Annotated in this window: 15 protein-coding genes and 1 riboswitch; of the genes, 8 read left to right on the forward strand and 7 right to left on the reverse strand. The window is 70.3% G+C overall.

The genetic code is table 11. The annotated features are described in order from the left end of the window. Position 1: 1 nt before the first annotated feature. From ACLJQZ_RS04780 to ACLJQZ_RS04795, 4 genes are read right to left on the reverse strand one after another with little or no spacing between them, the layout of a single operon-like run. The gene (locus ACLJQZ_RS04780; RefSeq protein WP_410618815.1) at positions 2-1,600 is read right to left on the reverse strand and encodes an acyl-CoA carboxylase subunit beta; all 1,599 of its coding nucleotides are present in this window, start codon (positions 1,598-1,600) and stop codon (positions 2-4) included. After that, positions 1,597-2,745: an acyl-CoA dehydrogenase family protein gene (locus ACLJQZ_RS04785; RefSeq protein WP_410618816.1), complete on the reverse strand. Its 1,149-nt coding sequence runs from the start codon at positions 2,743-2,745 to the stop codon at positions 1,597-1,599. The genes ACLJQZ_RS04780 and ACLJQZ_RS04785 overlap by 4 nt, the downstream gene beginning before the upstream one ends. Beyond that, the gene (locus tag ACLJQZ_RS04790) at positions 2,742-4,433 is read right to left on the reverse strand and encodes an acyclic terpene utilization AtuA family protein (protein WP_410618818.1); all 1,692 of its coding nucleotides are present in this window, start codon (positions 4,431-4,433) and stop codon (positions 2,742-2,744) included. The genes ACLJQZ_RS04785 and ACLJQZ_RS04790 overlap by 4 nt, the downstream gene beginning before the upstream one ends. Then, positions 4,430-5,221: a TIGR03084 family metal-binding protein gene (locus ACLJQZ_RS04795; RefSeq protein WP_410618819.1), complete on the reverse strand. Its 792-nt coding sequence runs from the start codon at positions 5,219-5,221 to the stop codon at positions 4,430-4,432. Before ACLJQZ_RS04795 ends, ACLJQZ_RS04790 begins: the two co-directional genes overlap by 4 nt. A gap of 140 nt (positions 5,222-5,361) precedes the next feature. On the opposite strand from ACLJQZ_RS04795, the gene ACLJQZ_RS04800 reads away from it, so the two are divergent. The 8 genes from ACLJQZ_RS04800 (at position 5,362) to ACLJQZ_RS04835 (ending at position 18,449) form a co-directional block, all read left to right on the forward strand. After that, positions 5,362-6,192, forward strand: coding sequence for an enoyl-CoA hydratase-related protein (locus ACLJQZ_RS04800; RefSeq protein WP_410618821.1), 831 nt, complete (start codon positions 5,362-5,364; stop codon positions 6,190-6,192). Then, entirely contained in the window at positions 6,189-6,788 is a 600-nt protein-coding gene (locus ACLJQZ_RS04805; protein WP_410618823.1) for an acetoacetate decarboxylase family protein, read from the forward strand. Before ACLJQZ_RS04800 ends, ACLJQZ_RS04805 begins: the two co-directional genes overlap by 4 nt. A gap of 497 nt (positions 6,789-7,285) precedes the next feature. Beyond that, the gene (locus ACLJQZ_RS04810) at positions 7,286-10,261 is read left to right on the forward strand and encodes a ribonucleoside-diphosphate reductase subunit alpha (protein ID WP_410618824.1); all 2,976 of its coding nucleotides are present in this window, start codon (positions 7,286-7,288) and stop codon (positions 10,259-10,261) included. 79 nt (positions 10,262-10,340) lie between these two features. Further along, entirely contained in the window at positions 10,341-11,414 is a 1,074-nt protein-coding gene (locus tag ACLJQZ_RS04815) for a ribonucleotide-diphosphate reductase subunit beta (protein WP_326947926.1), read from the forward strand. A gap of 48 nt (positions 11,415-11,462) precedes the next feature. After that, positions 11,463-11,658, forward strand: a riboswitch (cobalamin riboswitch). 98 nt (positions 11,659-11,756) lie between these two features. Then, complete coding sequence (gene metE / locus ACLJQZ_RS04820) at positions 11,757-14,015, forward strand: 5-methyltetrahydropteroyltriglutamate--homocysteine S-methyltransferase (RefSeq protein ID WP_410618825.1); 2,259 nt, start codon at positions 11,757-11,759, stop codon at positions 14,013-14,015. Between the two features lie 249 nt (positions 14,016-14,264). Continuing rightward, a complete protein-coding gene (locus ACLJQZ_RS04825; protein ID WP_410618826.1) occupies positions 14,265-15,725 on the forward strand; it encodes a cytochrome P450 in 1,461 nt (486 codons plus the stop codon). Between the two features lie 238 nt (positions 15,726-15,963). Next, entirely contained in the window at positions 15,964-17,781 is a 1,818-nt protein-coding gene (locus tag ACLJQZ_RS04830) for a diguanylate cyclase domain-containing protein (RefSeq protein WP_410618827.1), read from the forward strand. A 206-nt stretch (positions 17,782-17,987) separates the two neighbouring features. Further along, positions 17,988-18,449, forward strand: coding sequence for a peroxiredoxin (locus ACLJQZ_RS04835; RefSeq protein ID WP_410618828.1), 462 nt, complete (start codon positions 17,988-17,990; stop codon positions 18,447-18,449). Here the strand turns inward: ACLJQZ_RS04835 and ACLJQZ_RS04840 are convergent. From ACLJQZ_RS04840 to ACLJQZ_RS04850, 3 genes are all read right to left on the reverse strand, one after another. Further along, entirely contained in the window at positions 18,446-18,973 is a 528-nt protein-coding gene (locus ACLJQZ_RS04840) for a GNAT family N-acetyltransferase (RefSeq protein ID WP_410618829.1), read from the reverse strand. The genes ACLJQZ_RS04835 and ACLJQZ_RS04840 overlap by 4 nt on opposite strands. A 41-nt stretch (positions 18,974-19,014) precedes the next feature. Next, on the reverse strand, positions 19,015-20,211 hold the full coding sequence (locus ACLJQZ_RS04845) for an LCP family protein (protein ID WP_410618831.1): 1,197 nt from the start codon (positions 20,209-20,211) through the stop codon (positions 19,015-19,017). Positions 20,212-20,315: 104 nt separating this feature from the next. Continuing rightward, the gene (locus ACLJQZ_RS04850) at positions 20,316-21,569 is read right to left on the reverse strand and encodes a class I SAM-dependent methyltransferase (RefSeq protein WP_410618832.1); all 1,254 of its coding nucleotides are present in this window, start codon (positions 21,567-21,569) and stop codon (positions 20,316-20,318) included. Positions 21,570-21,620: the final 51 nt, after the last annotated feature.

Genomic DNA, 21,620 nt, shown 5'->3' on the forward strand with positions numbered 1-21,620 from the left:
CTCACATCCGGAAGACGCCGAAGCCTTCGGCGCCCTTCACTGGTCCATTGTAGATCGCGGACAGGCTCAGCCCCAGCACGGTGCGGGTGTCGCGCGGGTCGATGATGCCGTCGTCGTAGAGCATGCCGGAGAGGAACATCGGCATCGACTCGGCTTCGATCTGGCCTTCCACCATGGCGCGCATGGCCTTGTCGTTTTCCTCGCTGTACTCCTGGCCACGCGCCTCGGTGGCCGCGCGGGCCACGATGGACAGCACGCCGGCCAGCTGCGCCGGGCCCATCACCGCGGACTTCGCGCTCGGCCAGGCGAACAGGAAGCGGGGATCGTAGGCCCGGCCGCACATCCCGTAGTGCCCGGCGCCGTAGGACGCTCCCATGAGGACGGACAGGTGCGGCACCTTCGAGTTCGACACGGCGTTGATCATCATCGCGCCGTGCTTGATGATGCCGCTCTGCTCGTACTCCTTGCCGACCATGTAGCCGGTGGTGTTGTGCAGGAAGACCAGCGGCGTGTGGATCTGGTTGGCCAGCTGGATGAACTGCGCGGCCTTCTGCGACTCCTCGCCGAACAGCACACCCTGCGCGTTGGCCAGCACGCCGACCGGGTAGCCGTGGATGCTCGCCCAGCCCGTCACCAGGCTCGGCCCGTAGAGCGGCTTGAACTCGTCGAAGTCGGAGCCGTCGACGACGCGGGCGATCACCTCGCGCGGGTCGAACGGCACCTTCAGGTCGGTCGGCACGATGCCGAGCAGGTCGTCGACGTCGTACACCGGCTCGGCGTAGTCCGGCTTCGGCGTCGGCCCCTGCTTGGTCCAGTTGAGCCGCTTGATGATGCTGCGGCCCAGGCGGATCGCGTCCTGCTCGTCGACGGCGAGGTAGTCGGCCAGGCCCGAGGTCCGCGCGTGCATCTCGGCGCCGCCGAGCGACTCGTCGTCGGACTCCTCACCGGTGGCCATCTTGACCAGCGGCGGACCGCCGAGGAACACCTTCGCGCGTTCCTTGACCATCACGACGTAGTCCGACATGCCCGGCAAGTACGCGCCGCCGGCGGTCGAGTTGCCGAACACCAGCGCGACCGTCGGGCAGCCCGCGGCCGAGGCGCGCGTGATGTCGCGGAAGATCCGGCCGCCGGGGATGAAGATCTCCTTCTGCGTCGGCAGGTCCGCGCCGCCGGACTCGACCAAGTTGATCGACGGCAGCCGGTTCTGCGCGGCGATGTCGGAGGCCCGGAAGCTCTTCTTGGTCGTCCACGGGTTGCTGGCGCCGCCCTTGACCGTCGGGTCACTGGCCGAGACCAGGCACTCGACGCCTTCGACGACGCCGATGCCGGTCACCAGGCTCGCGCCGACGCGGTAGTCGGTGCCCCAGGCCGCCAACGGCGAAAGCTCCAGGAACGGTGAGTCCTCGTCGAGCAGCAGCTCGATCCGTTCGCGGGCCAGGAGCTTGCCGCGCTTGCGGTGTCGCTCGACGTACTTCTCGCCGCCGCCGGCCACGGCCTTGGCCTGCTCGGCGTCGATCTCGGCGAGCTTCTCCAGCATCGCCTCGCGGTTGGCGCCGAACTCGGCGGCCCGCGTGTCCACTGTGGACCTCAGGGTGGTCATGAGGTGTATCCCAATCGCTTCGCGGCCAGGCCGGTGAGGATCTCGTTGGTGCCGCCGCCGATGCCGAGGATCCGGACGTCGCGGTAGTGCCGCTCCACCTCGGCCTCGCGCATGTAGCCGAGCCCGCCGTGCAGCTGGACGGCCTCGTTGACCACCCATTCGGCGGCCTCGACGGCGGTGTTCTTGGCGAAACAGGCTTCGGCGATGACCTCTTCGCCCGACACGTGCCGGATCGCGACCTGCCGGGCGTAGGTGCGCGCGACGTCGGTCTTGCGCGCCATCTCGGTCAGCTTGTGCTGCACGAGCTGCCGCGAGATCAGCGGCCGGCCGAACGTCTCGCGCAACCGGCACCAGTCGAGCGTCAGGTCGAGCGCGCGCTGCGCGTGCGAATACGCCTGCACCGCGAGAGAAAGCCGTTCGGTGACGAACTGGGTGGCCACCTGCGCGAACCCGCTGTTCTCGGCGCCGACGAGGTTCTCCACCGGCACCCGGACGTCCACGTAGGACAGTTCGGCGGTGTCGGAGCAGAGCCAGCCCATCTTCTCGAGCTTGCGGGAGACGGTGAAGCCGGGCGTCCCGCGTTCGACGACGATCAGCGACAACCCGTGGGCGCCGTCGCCGCCGGTGCGCACGACGGTCGTCACGAAGTCGGCGCGGCAGCCGGAGGTGATGTAGGTCTTGGCGCCGTTGATGACGTACTCGTCGCCTTCGCGGACCGCGGTGGTCCGGATCCCGGCGACGTCGGAGCCGCCGTCCGGCTCGGTGACGGCCAGCGAGCCGATCTTGTCGCCCGCCAGGGTCGGCCGCACCCAGCGCTCGATCTGCACGGGGTCGGCGGCCTCGGCGATGTGCGGCACGGCGATGCCGCAGGTGAACAGCGACGCGAACAGGCCGCCGGAGCCGCCGGCGTAGTGCATCTCCTCGGCGACGACGAGCGCGTCGAGGTAGTTGCCGTCCCCGCCGCCGATCTCCTCGGGGAACGCGACGCCCAGCAGGCCCAGGTCCCCGGCCGTGCGGTGCAGGTCACGCGGCAGCTCGCCGGCGCGTTCCCAGTCGTCGAGGTGCGGCAGGACCTCCTGCTCGACGAACCGGCGCACGGTCTTGCGCAGCTCGGCCCGCTCGGGCGTCCGGAACGGATCGGTCACAGGAGCACCTCGGGGATGTCGATTTCGCGGGACCGCAACCACTCGCCGAAGGCCTTGGCCTGCGGGTCGAACCGCGCCTGCGACGCGACGCCCTGCCCGAGGATGCCTTCGACGACGAAGTTCATCGCCCGCAGGTTCGGCAGCAGGTAACGCGTCACCGGCAGGTCGGCGGTCTCGGGCAGCAGCAGCTTGAACTCGGCGACGGTCAGCCGGTGCACCAGCCACCGCCAGGCGTCGTCGGACCGCACCCAGACGCCGAGGTTGGCGTTGCCGCCCTTGTCGCCGCTGCGCGCGCCGATGACGCTGCCGAGCGGCGCGCGCCGCACCGGCCCGTGGTCGAGCGGCTCGGGCAGCTCCGGCTCGTCCACATCGGACAGCTCCACAGTGGACGTCGACGGCGCGATGTCGACCCGCATCCCGTCCGGCAGCACGGCGACGTGCGGCACCTTCCCGGCGTCCACGTAGGCCGCCGTGTAGACGCCGTACGGCGAGGCGTCCGACGGCGGGGCCGTGACGTGGAAACCGGGGTAGCTGGCCAGCGCGAGTTCGACCGCGGCGCTCGTGAAGGCGCGGCCGGCGACCTTCGGGTCGGCGTCCTTGACGGCGACGTGCAGCAACGCGCTCGCGGTCTGCTCGGTGTCGGCGTCGACGTGGTCGGTCCGCGCCAGCGTCCACTTGACGTCGGCGGGCGGCCGGTCCTTCAGCGCGCCTTCGAGCTGTTCCTTCACCAGCGCGGCTTTCGCGTCGATGTCGAGTCCGGTGAGGACGAACGTCGTCTCGTTGCGGAACCCGCCGAGGGTGTTCAGCGCGACCTTGAGCGTCGGCGGCGGCGCCTCGCCGCGGACGCCGGAGATCCGCACGCGGTCGGGTCCGTCCTGGCTCACCGAGAGCGTGTCGAATCGCGTGGTGACGTCCGGGCCGGCGTAGCGGGCGCCGGTGATCTCGTAGAGCAGCTGGGCGGTGACCGTGCCGGTGGTCACCACGCCGCCGGTGCCCGGGTGCTTGGTGATCACGCTGGAGCCGTCGGCCTCGATCTCGGCGATCGGGAAACCCGGAAGGCCCAGGGCGTGCTCGGTGAAGAAGGCGTAGTTGCCGCCGGTGGCCTGGGCGCCGCATTCGATGACGTGCCCGGCGGCGACGGCGCCGGCGAGCGCGTCGTAGTCGTCACGGCCCCAGCCGAAGTGCGCGGCGGCCGGTCCGACGATCACCGAGGCGTCGGTGACGCGCCCGGTGACGACGACGTCGGCGCCGGCGTTCAGGCACTCCGCGATGCCCCACGCGCCGAGATAAGCGTTGGCCGTCAAGGGTTTCCCGAGATCCAGCTCGTCGGCGCGGGCGACCAGGTCGTCGCCTTCGACGTGCGCGATCTTGACGTCGACACCGAGCTTGTCGGCGATTTCACGCAGGGCGTCCGCCAGCCCAGCCGGGTTGAGCCCGCCCGCGTTGGCGACGATCTTGACGCCGTTTTCCTTCGCCAGCTCGAGGTTCTCCTCCATCTGGCGAAGGAACGTCTTGGCGTACCCGCGGTTCGCGTCCTTCAGCCGGTCGCGGCCGAGGATGAGCATGGTCAGCTCGGCCAGGTAGTCGCCGGTCAGGACGTCCAAGGGCCCGCCGGTGAGCATCTCGCGCACGGCGGAGAAGCGGTCGCCGTAGAACCCCGACGCATTGCCGATCCTCAAGGCGGTCATGCGAACTGCCCCGCTTCCCGACCCGATCCCGGAGGCCCGGCGAAGGCCTGCGCAACGGTCAGCCACTCCTCGACGTCGGGGCCCTGCGCCACGAGATCGGTGTCGGCCGGGTGCCGCCGCTGGGTGACGACCAGGCAGAAGTCCACGGCGCTGCCGGTGAGCCGCTGCTCGGCGTCCTCGGGCCCGAACGTCCAGGTGGTGCCGTCCGGCGCGGCCAGTTCGACCCGGAACTCCTCGGTCGGCGGGGCGAGCGAGTTGAGCAGGTAGGCGAAGTCGCGGGTCCGCGTGCCGAAGCGGGCGATGTGCCAGAGCCGCGCGGTGGGCTCGCGGCGCAGGCCGAGCGCGTCGTAGACGTCCTGGCCGTGCGCCCAGGTCTCCATCAGCCGCGCGGTCACCATCGACGCCGCGCTCATCGGCGGGCCGTACCAGGGCAGCTTCTGCCCGTCCGGCACCGCGGCGAGGGCCTCGGCCAGTCGCGCCCGCCCGGCGCGCCAGCGTTCGAGCAGCTCCTCGGGCGACAGGTCGGCGCCTTCGGCCGCGGCTTCGTCGACGTAGTGCTCGCCGACGGTGAGCAGGCTTTCGACCTCGGCCTGCCAGTCCTCCGGATGGGCCGTGGCGATCAAGGCCTTCCCGTCGGTCCAGGTCAGGTGCGCGATCTGGTGCGCGATCGTCCACCGAGCGGCCGGTGTTTCCAGCGCCCAGTCGGACGCGGGCAGGTCCGCCACCACGTCATCGAGTGCCTGTGATTCTGCGTCGAGATCCCCGAGGATCACGCCGAGGTCCGCCATCGCCGCCTCCTTGCGTACTGCCGCCCAGCGTGGCACCGGCCTCGATAAAAATCAAGCACGCCTGATTGTTTCACCCCGGACGCTGCGGAGACACTATTGACATCTTGCCAGTAGTGTCGGTCTGCCTTAGTTTCATCGCCATGGCCGAGACCACCTACGCCGTCGCGGACCGGATCGCCACGGTGACGCTGAACCGCCCCGAGGCGCGCAACGGCTACACGATCCGGATGGCCGACGAGCTCGGCGCGGCGATGGACCGCGCCGACCGCGACGAGGACGTCCGCGTGGTGGTGCTGACCGGCGCGGGCCAGGACTTCTGCGTCGGCGCCGACCTGTCACAGGGCGGTTTCGACTTCGACCCGGCGACCGGGCCGGACGCGGCCTGGCAGGAGCCGGCCGGCCGCTGCTCGAAGCGGATCTTCACGATGAACAAGCCGGTGATCGCGGCCCTGCAGGGCGCGGCCGTCGGCGCCGGCAGCACGATCACGCTCCCCTGCGACTACCGCCTCGCCTCCGAGGACTCCCGGTTCGGCTTCGTGTTCACCCGCCGCGGCATCTACCCCGAAGGCGCGTCGGCCTGGTTCCTCCCCCGGCTCGTCGGCATGGGCACCGCGCTCGACTGGATGATCAGCGGCCGCGTCTTCCCCGCGGCGGAAGCCCTCGCGAAAGGCTTGGTGCACCAGGTCTTCCCGACCGGAACCGTGCTCGACGAGGCGTACGAGCTGGCCCGCGAGCTGATCGCGAACACCGCGCCGGTGTCCGTCGCGGTCACCCGCCAGCTGCTCTACCGGATGGCGAGCGCCGACTCACCGTTCCCGGTGCACGAGCTCGACTCCCGCCTGATCGGCGGCCTGGGCACGAACGCGGACGCCGTCGAAGGGGTCATGTCGTTCCTGCAGAAACGGCCGCCGTCGTGGGGCCTGCGCGTCGACAAGGACCTGCCCGACTACCTCCCCTGGCTGGACGCATGACCGCCTACCCGCCGCAGCCCTGGAACCTCGTCGCGGACGCGCGCGTCTCGATCTGGCGCGTCCCGGTGACGGACCTGCCCGCGGTGCCCGCCGAACCACTGGTGATCGCCGGGCACGCGTCCGTGTTCACGGCGTGGATCGACTACACGCCGCCCGGCCAGCTCGCCTACCACGAGTTACTGGCGGCGGTGGCGGTCAAGGGCCGCCGGGTGTCGTGCTCGATCACCGAGATCTGGGTCGACAGCGAGGTCTCCCTCCAGGGCGGCCGCGATCTGTGGGCGATTCCGAAGGACCTGGCCACGCTGGACTTCACGAGCGGCCGCACCTTCACCGCCACGGCGGCCACCGCGGACGACTGGCTGGCGACGGCGGCGTTCAAGGGCCGCGCCGGCTTGCCGTTGCGGCTGCCGACGTCGTTCGACGTCGTCCAGGCGCGCGACGGTCTCTTGCGGACGCCGGTCGGCGCGAAGATCCGCCCGCGCCCGGCGTCGGCGGACTGGAGCCTCAACCCCAGTGGACCCCTGGGCTATCTAGCTTCGCGACGGCCGGTGACGAGCCTCGAACTCCTCGCGTCCGAGTTGCGCTTCGGCGCCTGACCGTCTTCCGGCGTGCCCAACTCACCGACCGGAGCGGCCAACACACCGCCCCGAGTGGCCAACACGCCAACCGGAGCAGCCAACACGACCGACGCTCGCTGTGTTGGCCGTTGCGGGCGCTGTGTTGGCCGTTGCGGGCGCTGTGTTGGCCGTTGCGGGCGGCGTGTTGGCCGTTGCGGGCGGCGTGTTGGCCGTTGCGGGCGGCGTGTTGGCCGTTGCGGGCGGCGTGTTGGCCGTTGCGGGCGGCGCCGGAGGGCCTGTTCCCGGGCCTGAGCAGCACCTCTCGGTGACCGCGTAACCCGCGAGGGTGAGACCGCGACACGCCACCCATTGGGGCACGTGCAGCCTCCAACCCCTACATGTAGTCTCTGTGGACCGGCAGCGCCCAGCGACGGGGAGACCGCTGCAGAGTACTGCCGGGCAGCTTCGAAGAACTTGCAGCACATGGCCTCATGAGGCCCTGTGGCGATCCAACGCGTCCAATTTTGGAGACACGCATGTCAGTCGAAACCGGTCAGCGGCCGCCCGCCGCCGCCGACTCCAGTCCCACCGCGATCCGGGTCATCCGGCGGGACGGCAGCGTGTCGCCGTTCGACGCCGGGAAGATCTCGGTCGCGCTGACGAAGGCGTTCCTCGCGGTCGAGGGCGGCGACGCCGCCGCGTCCTCCCGCGTGCACCACGTCGTCGCCGAGCTCACCGAGCAGGTCGAGACCACCCTGCTGCGCCACGCCGGTCCCGAGACCGCGCTGCACATCGAGCAGATCCAGGACATCGTCGAGCTCGCGCTGATGCGCGGCGAGCACCACAAGGTCGCCCGCGCCTACGTCCTCTACCGCGAGGAGCACAGCAAGGCCCGCAAGGCGACCGAGCCCACGACGCCCGCCGAGGCCACGCTGAGCGTCAAGGGCGTCGACGGCGTGCTGCGTCCGCTCGACTGGGCCCGCGTGTCCCACGTCGTGGGCGAGGCCGTCGCCGGGCTCGACGACGTCACCGCCGAGCCGGTGCTGGCCGAGGCCAAGCGCAACCTCTACGACGGCATCAGCGCCGACGAGCTCGCACTGGCCCAGATCATGGCCGCCCGCGTGCTGGTCGAGCAGGAGCCGAACTACTCCTACGTCAGCGCCCGGCTGCTGCTGGACAAGCTGCGCGGCGAGGCCCTGAGCTACCTCGCGAAGAAGCCGCGCCTGGCCAGCCAGGACGAGATGGCCGGCGAGTACCCCGCGTACTTCCGCAACTACCTGCGCCGCGCGGTCGAGCTGGAGCTGGTCGACAGCGAGCTGCTCTCCTTCGACCTGGACAAGATCACCGCGGCGATCGAGGCCAAGCGTGACCTCGACTTCGGCTTCCTCGGCCTGCAGACGCTGTACGACCGGTACTTCCAGCACCACAACGGCACCCGCTTCGAGCTGCCGCAGGCGTTCTTCATGCGCGTCGCGATGGGCCTGGCGATCCGCGAGGACGACCGCGAAGCCCGCGCCATCGAGTTCTACGAGCTGCTCTCGACGTTCCACTTCATGGCCTCGACTCCGACGCTGTTCAACTCGGGCACCACCCGCGCGCAGCTGTCGTCCTGCTTCCTCACCACGGTGGACGACGACCTGGACTCGATCTTCCAGGCGTACAAGAACAACGCGCTGCTGGCGAAGTACTCGGGCGGCCTCGGCAACGACTGGACCCCGGTCCGCGGCCTCGGCGCGCACATCAAGGGCACCAACGGCCAGTCCCAGGGTGTCGTGCCGTTCCTCAAGATCGCCAACGACACCGCCGTCGCGGTCAACCAGGGCGGCAAGCGCAAGGGCGCGGCCTGCGCGTACCTCGAGACCTGGCACGTGGACATCGAGGAGTTCCTCGACCTGCGCAAGAACACCGGTGACGACCGCCGCCGCACGCACGACATGAACACGGCCAACTGGGTGCCGGACGAGTTCCTGCGCCGCGTCGAGGCCGACGCGCAGTGGACGCTGTTCTCGCCGAACGAGACCCCGGACCTGCACGACCTCTACGGCAACGCGTTCTCGCAGCGCTACGCCGAGTACGAGGCGATGGCCGAGCGCGGCGAGATCAAGGTGTTCCGCAAGATCCGCGCGGTCGAGCTGTGGCGCCGGATGCTCACCATGCTGTTCGAGACCGGCCACCCGTGGATCACGTTCAAGGACCCGTGCAACCTGCGCTCGCCGCAGCAGCACGTCGGCGTCGTGCACTCGTCGAACCTGTGCACCGAGATCACGCTGAACACCAACACCGAAGAGGTCGCGGTCTGCAACCTCGGCTCGGTCAACCTGCTCAAGCACGTCACCCCCGAGGGCCTGGACACCAAGCGCCTCGAGAAGACCGTGCGCACGGCCGTCCGCATGCTGGACAACGTGATCGACATCAACTTCTACACGATCCCGGAGGCGCGCCGCTCCAACCTGCGTCACCGCCCGGTCGGCCTGGGCATCATGGGCTTCCAGGACGCGCTGTTCGAGATCGGCCTGCCGTTCGCCTCGGCCGAGGCCGTCAAGTTCGCCGACGTCAGCATGGAGCACCTCTCCTACTACGCGATCTCGGCCTCGACCGACCTCGCCGAGGAGCGCGGCCAGTACCAGTCGTTCGAGGGATCGCTGTGGAGCAAGGGCATCCTGCCGATCGACTCGCTGCAGCTGCTCATCGACGCCCGCCGTGGTGACGGCCTCGACGTCGACACCTCCACGACGCTCGACTGGGCGCCGCTGCGCGAGCGCGTCAAGACCGTCGGCATGCGCAACTCCAACGTGATGGCGATCGCGCCGACCGCGACGATCTCCAACATCTCGGGTGTCGGCCAGTCGATCGAGCCGCTGTTCCAGAACCTGTTCGTCAAGTCGAACATGTCCGGCGACTTCACCGTCGTCAACCCGCACCTGGTCCGCTCGCTCAAGGAGCGCGGGCTGTGGGACGAGGTCATGGTCAGCGACCTCAAGTACTTCGACGGCAGCCTCGGCCGGATCGACCGGGTGCCGGACGACCTGAAGGCGCTGTACGCCACGGCGTTCGAGATCGAGTCGAAGTGGATCGTCGACGCCGGTTCGGTGCGCCAGAAGTGGATCGACCAGGCGCAGTCGCTGAACCTGTACATCGCGGCGCCGAGCGGCCGCAAGCTCGACGAGCTGTACCGCTACGCGTGGCACAAGGGCCTCAAGACCACGTACTACCTGCGCGCGCAGTCCGCGACGCACGTGGAGAAGAGCACCCTGCGCGGCACCGACGGCAAGCTGAACGCCGTCTCGGCCGGCACGGCCACCGCCACCGCGGCTCCCGCGGCGGCCCCGGCGGCTCCGGCGGCCACCCCGGCCCCGGCTCCCTCGCCGGCCGCGGCCGTCCCGGCGATCCCGGTGACCGCGCCGGCTGCCAAGCCGGAGCCGAAGGAGCTGCCGAAGACGGACGTCGACTTCGTCACCACCGAAGGCGCCGCCTGCCGCATCGACGACCCCGACTGCGAAGCCTGCCAGTAAGCCCGCCCCGGCTCGTGAGTGTTTAGGGCGGTTAGAACCGCCCTAAACACTCACGAGCCCACCTGCCGAAGTGAGCGATATGACCAACGTGGAGACGACCGGCGTCACCGGCCTCGGTGAGATCGAGGTCGGGGCGGCCCGGATCAACGTCGACGACAAGCGCATGATCAACGCGCGCGCCGACGTCAACCAGCTGCTGCCGATGAAGTACCGGTGGGCGTGGGACAAGTACCTGGCCGGCTGCAACAACCACTGGATGCCGACCGAGGTCGCCATGCAGGCCGACATCGCGCTGTGGAAGTCGACCGACGGCCTCACCGAGGACGAGCGGCAGATGCTGAAGCGCAACCTCGGCTTCTTCGCGACCGCGGAGTCCTTGGTGGCCAACAACATCGTGCTCGCGGTGTACCGGCAGATCACCAACCCCGAGTGCCGCCAGTACCTGCTGCGCCAGGCGTTCGAGGAAGCCGTGCACACGCACACCTTCCAGTACATCTGCGAGAGCCTCGGCCTGGTCGAGGGCGAGCTGTTCAACATGTACCGCGAGGTTCCGTCCATTTCGGACAAGGACGCGTGGGCGCTGAAGTACACGCAGCACCTGGAGGACCCGGACTTCGAGACCGGGACGCCGGAGGCCGACACGGCGTTCCTGCGTGACCTCGTCGCGTTCTACGTGATCTTCGAGGGCATGTGGTTCTACACCGGCTTCGCGCAGATCCTCTCGCTCGGCCGCCGGAACAAGATGGTCGGCATCGCCGAGCAGTACCAGTACATCCTGCGCGACGAGTCGATCCACCTGAACTTCGGCATCGACTGCATCAACCAGATCAAGATCGAGAACCCGCACCTGTGGACCGAAGAGTTCCAGGAAGAGGTGCGCGGAATGCTGAAGGACGCGTGCGAGCTGGAGGTCGCGTACGCGCGTGACACCATGCCGCGCGGCATGCTCGGCCTGTCGGCGCAGCTGTGCGAGCAGTACATGCACTTCATCACCGACCGGCGCGCGCAGCAGATCGGCCTCCAGCCGATCTTCGGCGAGACCGAGAACCCGTTCCCGTGGATGTCCGAGGCGATGGACCTGAAGAAGGAGAAGAACTTCTTCGAAACCCGCGTCATCGAGTACCAGTCGGGCGGCGCCCTCGACTGGGACTGAGTTCTCCGGCTAGGCTCGGCCACGCCACTGGTTCGCCAGGGCGTGGCCGAGCTTCGTTGTGTGTGAGGTCACATCCTGTCGAGGCAACAGGGAACCCGGTGCGAATCCGGGACTGCCCCGCAGCGGTGAGTGGGAACGAAAGCCGTCATTGAGCACTGAGCGCGAGCGCTTGGGAAGCGACGGCCGGTAGGCGCGAGTACTACGCCCACGAGTCCGAAGACCTGCCCGTGGTGCGCGCGCCGACGGCGTGCGCGAGTCCGGGCCCCGCGGGATGGGCACGCACCGAAACGCTCGCCGCCGCGCGCGTCCGGACTCCTCGAACGAGCTCGCGAGGAGAGAGCTGTGACCGAAATCGGCACCACTGTGCTGGGCTACCCCCGGATCGGTCCGGACCGGGAACTCAAACGCGCCCTCGAGCGCTACTGGGCGGGCAAGAACGACGAAGCCGCACTGCTGGCCACCGGCCGTGAGCTGCGGGTCCGGACGTGGCAAGGACTGCGGGACACCGGGCTGGACTCCGTCCCGTCCAACACGTTCTCGCACTACGACCAGGTGCTCGACACCGCCGAGCTGTTCGGCGCGCTGCCCGCGCGCTTCACCGGGCTCGGCCTGCCGAAGCTCGACACCTACTTCGCGGCCGCCCGCGGCGTCCAGGACGCCCCGGCGATGGAGATGACGAAGTGGTTCGACACGAACTACCACTACATCGTCCCCGAACTGGGCCCGGACACGACGTTCGCGCTCACCGGTTCCAAGCCCTTGGACGAGTACCGCGAAGCCCGGGCACTGGGCATCGAGACGCGGCCCGTGCTGGTCGGGCCGGTGACGTTCCTGCTGCTGAGCAAGGGCGACGAGGGGTTCCGGCCGCTGGACCTGCTCGACGGCCTGCTCGACGCGTACGCCGACCTGCTGCGGCAGCTGCACGACGAAGGCGTCGAGTGGGTCCAGCTCGACGAGCCCGCGTTCGCCGGTGACCGCTCCGAAGACGAGCTGAACGCGCTCATCCGCGCCTACCACCGGCTGGGCAAGGAGACCGCGCGGCCGAAGCTGCTGGTCGCGGGCTACTTCGGCGGCCTGGGCCGGGGGCTCGGCGTGCTGGCCCGCTCCCCCATCGAGGCGCTCGCCGTCGACCTGGTCACCGACGAGTCCTTTGTGGACGCCGTAGCGGCCGAAGGAGCATTGCGGGACAAGGAGGTCCTGGCCGGGGTCGTGGACGGCCGCAACGTCTGGCGCACCGACCCGCGGAAGGCGCTGAGCCGGGCCGCGACCCTGCTCGGCGCGGCGGCGAAGGTCAGCGTCTCGACGTCGTGCTCACTGCTGCACGTCCCCTACGACGTCGCACGGGAAGACCTCGACCCGCGGCTCAAGGGCTGGCTCGCCTTCGCGAAGCAGAAGGTCGACGAGGTCGTCCTGCTCGGGAAGGCGCTCGCGGGCGAGGACGTCGACCTGACGGCGGCACGTCGGGTCGTCGCCGATCGCGCGTCGGCGGCCGAGCTGGCCGACGACCGGGTGCGCGCCCGGCTCGCGGACCTGCGGCCCGAGCACACGGTCCGCGCGCCGTACGCCACGCGGGCCGCGGCGCAGCAGGCGGCGCTGAACCTGCCGCCGCTGCCGAGCACGACCATCGGGTCGTTCCCGCAGACTGTGGAGGTGCGCAAGGCGCGGGCCGCGCACAAGGCCGGCGCGCTCGACGACGCCGGGTACGACGACGCGATGCGCGCCGAGGTCGAGCGGGTCGTCCGGCTGCAGGAGGAACTGGGCCTCGACGTGCTGGTGCACGGCGAGCCCGAGCGCAACGACATGGTGCAGTACTTCGCCGAGCGGCTGGCCGGGTTCGCCGCGACCGACCACGGCTGGGTGCAGTCCTACGGCTCCCGCTGCGTCCGGCCGCCGATCCTCTACGGCGACGTCTCGCGCCCGGTGCCGATGACCGTGGCGTGGGCCCGCTACGCGCAGAGCCTGACGCCGAAGCCGGTCAAGGGCATGCTGACCGGGCCGGTGACGATCCTGGCGTGGTCGTTCGTGCGCGACGACCAGCCGCTGGGCGACACCGCCCGGCAGGTCGCCCTGGCCATCCGCGACGAGGTGCACGACCTCGAAGCGGCGGGCATCCAGGTCATCCAGGTCGACGAGCCGGCCCTGCGGGAGCTGCTGCCGCTGCGTTCCCGCGACCACCAGGCGTACTTCGACTGGGCGGTGTCGTCGTTCCGGCTGGCGACGTCCGGGATCGCCGACGCGACGCAGATCCACACGCACATGTGCTACTCGGAGTTCGGCGAGGTGCTGCCGGCGATCGACGCGCTCGACGCCGACGTCACCAGCATCGAGGCGGCCCGTTCGAAGATGGAGGTGCTCGCCGACCTGACGGCGGCCGGCTTCGGCCGCGGCGTCGGGCCCGGGGTGTACGACATCCACTCGCCGCGCGTGCCGTCCCCGGCCGAGGTGGCCGGGCTGCTGCGGACGGCGGTGGGCGCGGTGCCGGCGTCGCGGGTGTGGGTGAACCCGGACTGCGGCCTGAAGACCCGCGGCTACGCGGAGGTCGAGCCGGCCCTGCGCAACCTGGTGGAAGCGGCCCGGCAGGTGCGCACCGAGCTGGGCTGACGCTCGGCGCGGGCCGCCGCCCCCGTCATCCAGCTTACCGGCGGGGTCCGACAAACCTGGCCGTGTCCCGAGCGCCCCAATGTGGCGTTGGGTGCGTCTGACGCACCCAACGCCACATTGGGTGCGTCCAGCGCACCCAACGCCACATTGGGGCGTTTGCCCGGCTCACTCGAAAGGAGGACACCCCGACCTGTTGTCAGGTGGTCAACAAGGGTGCATCGTGGAGGGGTAGCCGATCTCGACGGGGAGATGGTCAGCTTGACGCGCACTGTGGGCCGGGCCGCCGAAACGCTGCGCGAACGCGTGCCACCGCTGACTTCACTACCCCTCCCCCGCGCCGTCGACCAGCGGTGGCTGCGGTCGCGCTGGCCCGTCCAGGAGCTCGCGACGCCGCCCGCCGGCAGCGGCCTCAAGCCCGTGCTCGGCGACGAAGGCCCGCCCGTGGTCGGGCACATGCTCGAGATGATGCGCTTCGGCCCCGCGTTCGGCCTCCGCCGCCACGAGCTCTACGGCCCGGTGTCGTGGACCGGCGGGTTCGGCCGCCGGATCGTCGCGCTGTCCGGGCCGGAGGCGACGCAGATCGCGCTCGTCAACAAGGACAAGGCGTTCTCGCAGGAGGGCTGGAAGTTCTTCATCGAGCGGTTCTTCGAGCGCGGCCTGATGCTGATGGACTTCGGCGAGCATCACCTGCACCGCCGGATCATGCAGGAAGCGTTCACCCGGGCCCGGCTCACCGGCTACGTCAACGAGATGGGCCCGGCCCTGCGCGAAGGCGTCGCCGGCTGGGGCGCGCACGAACGGCCGCGGCTGTACTGGTCGCTCAAGCAGCTGACCCTCGACGTCGCGACGCGCGTGTTCATGGGCATGCGCAGCGGAGCCGACTCCCACCGGATCAACCGCGCGTTCGTCAGTTCCGTGCGGGCCGGCACCGCGCTGGTGCGCGTCCCGGTGCCCGGCGGCCGCTGGTCGGCCGGGCTGCACGGGCGGAAGGTCCTGGAGCGCTACTTCGGCGAGACCCTGCCCGCCAAGCGGGCCGCCGACGGCGACGACCTGTTCGCCGCGCTCTGCCACGCCACCACCGAGGACGGCGATCGGTTCTCCGACACCGACATCGTCAACCACATGATCTTCCTGATGATGGCCGCGCACGACACGACGACCATCACCAGCAGCGCCATGGCCTACTACCTCGCCAAGCACCCGGAGTGGCAGGAGCGGGCGCGCGCGGAGTCGCTGGCCCTGGGCGACGACGTCCTCGACATCGACGCCATCGACCGGCTGGAGACCCTCGACCTCGTGATGAAGGAGGCGCTGCGGCTGGTCGCGCCGGTGCCGTCGCTGACCCGCCAGACCGTCAAGGACACCGAGGTCCTCGGGCACTACATCCCGGAAGGCACGCTCGTCGGCGTCTCGCCGACGGTGAACCACTTCGACCCCGGGTGCTGGACCGACCCGTTCCGCTTCGACCCCGAGCGCTTCGCCGAGCCGCGGCGCGAGGACAAGTCGCACCGGATGGCGTGGATGCCCTTCGGCGGCGGCGCGCACAAGTGCATCGGGCTCCATTTCGGCGGTCTCGAGGTGAAGTTGCTGATGCACGAGATGCTGCGGGCGTACCGCTGGTCGGTTCCGGAGAGTTACACCGCGCGCTGGGACTACGTCTCCCTGCCGGTGCCCGCGGACGGTCTTCCGGTGCGGTTGACCCCTCGCTGACCCGCCACCCGTCCGGGTACCGATACACATGGTGACACGATGTCACCAATCGTGGAGGTCTGTTCACTCGTTCAGCCGGTAGACACCCCGTTACACACGTGATGGCGTGGCATCGGCCGCGGCCGACGGGTACCCCGTGCGGGTTCCTGAACATCGGCACCGGGCCTGAACTGGCCAGACCTGTGCGTGAAGAAGGTGGAGTGTGTCTGAGCCCGGTGCCGCGCCAGGGTTGGTGGACGTGGCCCGCAGGTGGGCGGCGACGCTCGCTGACACCAAAGGAGTAACGCTTCCCCCGGAAGAGCTCGAACAGCTCCTGCTCGGGGTCGCGACGGACGCGGTCGACCACGTCAGCTCGGGGCACGACGGGGCGCTGCTGCGGTTCAGCGCGCTCTACGCCGCGTCGCCGATGGGGATCGCCCTGGCCGACCCGGACGGCGGGATCGTCGAGGCGAACCTCGCGCTGGGACAGCTGCTCGGGTGTCCGCCGGACCGGTTGCGGGGCCGGCACATCACCGAGCTCGGCTCGACCGGCCACGACGTCTCCCGGCTCAAGGCCGGGCTGGAGCACGTGAGCACGGGGGTCGAGCGCTTCCGGGAGCGGATGCTGCTCGACCACGTCGAAGACGGCAAGCTCTGGACCGACGTCACGCTCGCCCGGCTGCCCGGCGACCGGCCGGGTTCGGTGTACCCGGTGCTGATGGTCTCCGACGCGAACGAGCTGCACCTGCTGCAGGAGCGGCTGGTGCACCAGAACATCCACGACCCGCTGACCGGGCTGCCGAACGCGTCGTCGTTCACCACCAAGCTCGAAGCGGCGCTCGGCGCCGGCGCGCGCGACGACATCGCGCTGATCTACCTCGACGTCGACGGCTTCAAGGTCGTCAACGACGGCCTCGGCGCCGGCGTCGGCGACCAGGTGCTGCGCGGCGTCGCGGGCAAGCTGTCCGCCGTGTTCACCGGCCACCACGACGGGTTCGTCGCGCGGCTGTCCGGCGACGGCTTCGCGGTGCTGCTGCGCGGCGAGCTCTCCGCCACCGAGGTCGTCGAGCTGGTCGAGCGCGCGCTGGAGGACCTCAACGAGCCGATCTACCTCGGTGGGCACGGCATCGGCGTGAGCGCCAGCGCGGGCATCGTGGTGCGCGCGGCCGTCGAAGACGGGGCCGCGGAGTTGTTGCGGGCCGCGGAGATCGCGTTGCACCGGGCCAAGGAGGCCGGCAAGGCGCAGTGGATGCTGTTCGACCCGGAGCTGGACGCCCGCGACCGCGGCCGCTACCAGCTGGGCGCGGTGATCGCCGGGGCGCTGGAGAACGGCGAGTTCTCGCTCGTCTACCAGCCGACGGTGAAGCTCGCCGACCCCGACCGGATCGCCGCGGTCAACGCCGGGTTGCGCTGGAACCACCCGGAGAAGGGCGAGCTCGGCTCCGAGGAGTTCTACCCGCTGGCCCAGACCACCGGCATGACGGTCCCGCTCGGCCGCTGGCTGCTCGCCGAGTCCCTGGCCGCCACGGCCCGCTGGCGGACCCGCCTGGGCGACGCGGCACCGGACGTCTGCGTCCGCCTGCCGACGCGGCTGGCCATCGACCCGGACCTGGTGATGCTGGTCCGCGAGCAGCTGACCAAGCACGAGCTGCCGGCGACGGCGTTGCGGCTGTGCACCGACCGCGACTCGGTCCTCGACCCGCGCGGCGAGGTCCTGGACTCGTTCGCCGTGCTGGCCGACCTGGGCACGCAGCTGGTGCTGACCATCTCGGGCTCGGCGGACCTGGAGCTGATCCCCCAGCACGGCCTGCCGGTGAAGCACGTGATCCTGTCGGGCCCGGTGATCGACGCCCTGGACGCGGCGGAACCGGCCGAGTCCGACATCCGCCACCTGACCCAGCTGGTCACCCGGGCCCGCGAGCTGCAGCTGCGCGTGGGAGCGGAAGGCGTCCGCACGCACGAGCAGGCGGCGCGGCTGCGCCAGCTGGGCGTGCTGGCGGCCCGAGGCCAGTTCGCCAACGACTCCGCCACGGGCGACGAGGTGGACGAGCTGATCGCGAGGCACCCGGCCACCTGACGCGCCTGCCAAACGCCCCAATGTGGCGTTGGTTGCGTCCAACGCACCCAATGTGGCGTTCGGTGCGTCCAACGCACCCAACGCCACATTGGGGCGCTGGGAACCGTCGGCAGCAGCCAACCGCGGCAGATCTCGACCAAGCCGGTCGTACGTCGGCTCCGAAGGACGGGCAGGATGGGTTCTGCCGCCGACGAGAAGGGACCTCCATGGACGCCGGAGACCTCGCCCCCGATTTCACGCTGCCCGACGACCAGGGCCAGGAGCGCAAGCTCTCGGACTTCCTGGCCACCGGACCGGTGGTGCTGTTCTTCTACCCGGCCGCGATGACCGGCGGGTGCACCGCCGAGAGCTGCCACTTCCGCGACCTCGCCGCGGAGTTCGCCGAGGTCGGCGCGCACCGGGTCGGGATCAGCCCGGACGGCGTCACCAAGCAGCGGCAGTTCTCCGCGGCCAACGACTTCGACTACCCGCTGCTGTCCGATGTGGAGGGTGAGGTCGCCAAGCAGTTCGGCGTGTGGCGCAAGCTCCTGCCCCTGCACGCGAAGCGCGCGACCTTCGTGATCGGCAAGGACCGCCGGATCCTCGAGAAGATCAAGAGCGAGCTGAACTTCACCGTCCACGCCGATCAGGCGCTGAAGGTGCTGCGGGAGCGCAACAAGGTCTCCTAGGCGTCCAGCCGCCACACGTGGTTCGTGCCGGTGCACGACGGCGCCAGCGGCTTCTCCGCCGGCTCCTCGCGCACCTTCGTGAACCCCAGCCGGGCGGGCACCGCCCGGCTGCGCGCGTTCAGCTCGTCGTGCATGATCTCGACGTAGCCGGCGCCGAGGCGGAACGCCTCCGCCGTCAGCAGCGCGACGCTCCGGGTCATCAGGCCGCGGCCGGTCCAGCCCCGGGCCAGCCAGTAGCCGATCTCGACGCCGCGGTCGCGCGTCATCACGCCGACGCCGCCCGCCACCTCGCCGTCGACGCCGATCGCGTACTCGTACGCTTCGGCGCTCTCCCAGCGCTTCGCGGTCAGCCGGAGGAACTCCGAGGAGTCGTCCGACGTGTAACCGCCGGTCGCCCAGATCAGCCACGGCCCCAGCTGCTCGAGGGAGCCGCTGACGAGCGCGGTCAGGAGGTCGCGATCGCCGGGGTGCCAGCGGGTCAGCGTCAGGTCACCGTCGCGGTAGGTCTCGGCCGGGGTCTCCATCGATCCATGGTGCCCCGGCCGGGGCCCGCCGCGCGCGGCTATTAGTTCACGATGACGCTGTCGGGCACCTCGGTGTCGTTCTTCAGCGCGTCGAACAGCTGCTTCGACTTGTTCTTGTCCCAGTTCTCCGCCGACCCGCTGGTCACCGGGACCGTCGTGGTCACCACGCCGCCGGAGGAGATGCCGCGCATCGCGATCGCCAGGCCGGCGAGGTTGTGCACGTGGTCGCCGGAGTCCATGGTCAGCGCGTCCGGCGCCGCGGACAGCAGCGGGAAGAAGTCGAACGGGTTGAGCAGCGTGCCGGGGCTGGCGATCTGGCTGACCAGCGCGCCGATGAACTTGCGCTGGTTGGCGACGCGGTCGAGGTCCGAGCGCGGGGTCGCGTCGCTGTGCCGCATCCGGACGAAGCCCAGCGCCTCGCGGCCGTCGAGGGTCTGGGGGCAGCCGGCCTTGATGCTGATGCCCGTCACCGTGTCGTTCATGTCCTTGTCGATGCACATCTCGACGCCGCCGATCGCTTCGACGATCTTCGCGAACCCGCCGAAGCCGATCTCCGCGTAGTGGTCGATGTGCAGGCCGGTGGCGCCTTCGACGGTCTGCGCGAGCAGCTTCGGCCCGCCGAGCGAGAACGCCGCGTTGATCTTGTTCGTGCCGTGGCCCGGGATCTTCACCTGGGAGTCGCGCGGCAGGGAGAGCAGCGTCGGCTTGGTGGAGTTGTCCGGGAGGTGCGCGACCATGATCGTGTCGGTGCGCTGGCCGCCGGCGGCGGCGACGTCACCGGTGGCGAGGTTCTCCTCGTCGGCCGCGGTGAGGCCCTCGCGGCTGTCCGAGCCGACGATCAGCCAGTTGGTGCCGGCCGCGGCGACCGGGCGGCCGTCGTAGTCGGCCAGCGCGTCGACGCGCTTGATCGAGAACTCCAGGTAGACCCAGATGCCGGCGAAGAACACCACGAACACCAGCAGCAGCGTCAGCAGGATCCGGCCGAAACCCCAGCGGCGACGCCGGCGCGGCGGCGGGTAGTCGTCACCCCGGTTCGGCGGGGCCTGCCGCGGCGGCGGGCCCTGGGGCGGCATGTACTCCGGCTCGCGGGTGCCCATCGGGCGGGTGCGCTCGTCGTAGGGGCTCTGGCCCCGGCCGGGCAGCGGCATCATCTGCGCGCGCTGGTGGTCCCGGGAGCGGCCGGCGGGCGGCCGCGGCGGGGGCATCCGGCGGCCGCCGTCATCGCCACGGTACGTCATCACCCATCACCCAATCCCGATTCGGACAAACGTGTCTTCGTCAGTCAACCGCACGTCCTCGCAAGGAGGACGTGCGGCACCGGGGTCGGGTTGGCCGCGGGAGGTTACTTGTCGGTCACCTCGTAACCGAACTGGTGGACCTTGAGGTAGCCGGAGCGGAACCCGGCCTCGGAATAGGCCAGGTAGAACTCCCACATCCGGCGGAAGACGTCGTCGAACCCGAACCCGGCGATGTCGGTCCAGCGGTGCAGGAACCGTTCGCGCCACAACCGTAGCGTGTGCGCGTAGTCCTGGCCGAACTCGCGCATCCCGGCCAGCCTGAGCCGGGTGTTCTCGACCAGGCCGTCCTCGATCGAGCGCACCGACGGGATGATGCCGCCGGGGAAGATGTACTTGTGGATCCAGGTGTAGGCGCGGGACGACGCCATCATCCGATCGTGGTCCATCGTGATGGCCTGCAGCCCGAACCGGCCGCCGGGGCGCAGCCGCTCGCCGATGGTCGAGTAGAACGTCGGCCAGTAGGACGCGCCCACGGCCTCGATCATCTCGACGCTGACCACGGCGTCGAACTGCCCGCTCGACTCGCGGTAGTCGCACAGCTTCACCTCGACGCGGTCGCCGAAGCCGGCCGCGACGATGCGCTCGGTGGCCAGCGCGCGCTGCTCCTCCGAGATGGTGAGCGACGTGACGGTCGCGCCGCGCGCGGCGGCGCGGATCGCGAGTTCACCCCATCCGGTACCGATTTCGAGGACTTCGCTGCCCGCGCGGACCCCGGCGTAGTCCAGCACGCTGTCGATCTTGCGGTGCTGGGCGGCGGTGAGGTCGTCGGCCGGGCCGAACAACGCCGAGGAGTACATCATCGACTCGTCGAGGAACGTGCCGAACAGGTCGTTCGACAGGTCGTAGTGCCGGTGGATGTTGGCCCGGGCGCCTTCGAGGCTGTTCTCCTCGGACGGCGGCTGGGTGCGCTCGGCGATCTTCCGGAACTTCTGCAGCACCGGCGGCACGAGCGTCGCCATCCGCGCCGCGAACGGCGTCAGCACCTCGGCCAGGTCGGACGCGACCCAGTCACCCGCCATGTAGGACTCGCCGAAGCCGATCTTGGCGTCGACGCCGAGGCGGTGGAAGAAGGCCTCCGGGCGCAGGATCCGCATCTCGGGCGCTTCCGGCCCGCCGTTGCCCAGCACCGTCCCGTCCGGGAACGTCACCCGGACGTCGAGCGGGCGGACCGCGCGGCGGAACAGGCTCGCGGCGATCCGCGCGCGCAGTGCGGAGTGCGGCGGGGCGGCCAGCCCCGGCCACCGGTCTTCGTCGGGGACGTCCTGAGTCGACGCGCGGTCGACACTCGAGGTGGTCACGGGTTCTCCCTCCGGCCGGCCTGGTGCGCCGGTGCTCGATCCTAATTGCCG

It is taken from the genome of Amycolatopsis sp. cmx-8-4, assembly GCF_046548675.1.
Classification (GTDB): domain Bacteria; phylum Actinomycetota; class Actinomycetes; order Mycobacteriales; family Pseudonocardiaceae; genus Amycolatopsis.

What these genes read in the sequence shown, in the direction of transcription:
- ACLJQZ_RS04840 (WP_410618829.1), bottom strand. Translation starts at nt 18,973, where the DNA reads ATGGAGACCCCGGCCGAGACCTACCGCGACGGTGACCTGACGCTGACC.
- ACLJQZ_RS04800 (WP_410618821.1), top strand. Translation starts at nt 5,362, where the DNA reads ATGGCCGAGACCACCTACGCCGTCGCGGACCGGATCGCCACGGTGACG.
- ACLJQZ_RS04835 (WP_410618828.1), top strand. Translation starts at nt 17,988, where the DNA reads ATGGACGCCGGAGACCTCGCCCCCGATTTCACGCTGCCCGACGACCAG.
- ACLJQZ_RS04790 (WP_410618818.1), bottom strand. Translation starts at nt 4,433, where the DNA reads ATGACCGCCTTGAGGATCGGCAATGCGTCGGGGTTCTACGGCGACCGC.
- ACLJQZ_RS04825 (WP_410618826.1), top strand. Translation starts at nt 14,265, where the DNA reads ATGGTCAGCTTGACGCGCACTGTGGGCCGGGCCGCCGAAACGCTGCGC.
- ACLJQZ_RS04805 (WP_410618823.1), top strand. Translation starts at nt 6,189, where the DNA reads ATGACCGCCTACCCGCCGCAGCCCTGGAACCTCGTCGCGGACGCGCGC.
- ACLJQZ_RS04810 (WP_410618824.1), top strand. Translation starts at nt 7,286, where the DNA reads ATGTCAGTCGAAACCGGTCAGCGGCCGCCCGCCGCCGCCGACTCCAGT.
- ACLJQZ_RS04795 (WP_410618819.1), bottom strand. Translation starts at nt 5,221, where the DNA reads ATGGCGGACCTCGGCGTGATCCTCGGGGATCTCGACGCAGAATCACAG.
- ACLJQZ_RS04845 (WP_410618831.1), bottom strand. Translation starts at nt 20,211, where the DNA reads ATGACGTACCGTGGCGATGACGGCGGCCGCCGGATGCCCCCGCCGCGG.
- ACLJQZ_RS04780 (WP_410618815.1), bottom strand. Translation starts at nt 1,600, where the DNA reads ATGACCACCCTGAGGTCCACAGTGGACACGCGGGCCGCCGAGTTCGGC.
- ACLJQZ_RS04815 (WP_326947926.1), top strand. Translation starts at nt 10,341, where the DNA reads ATGACCAACGTGGAGACGACCGGCGTCACCGGCCTCGGTGAGATCGAG.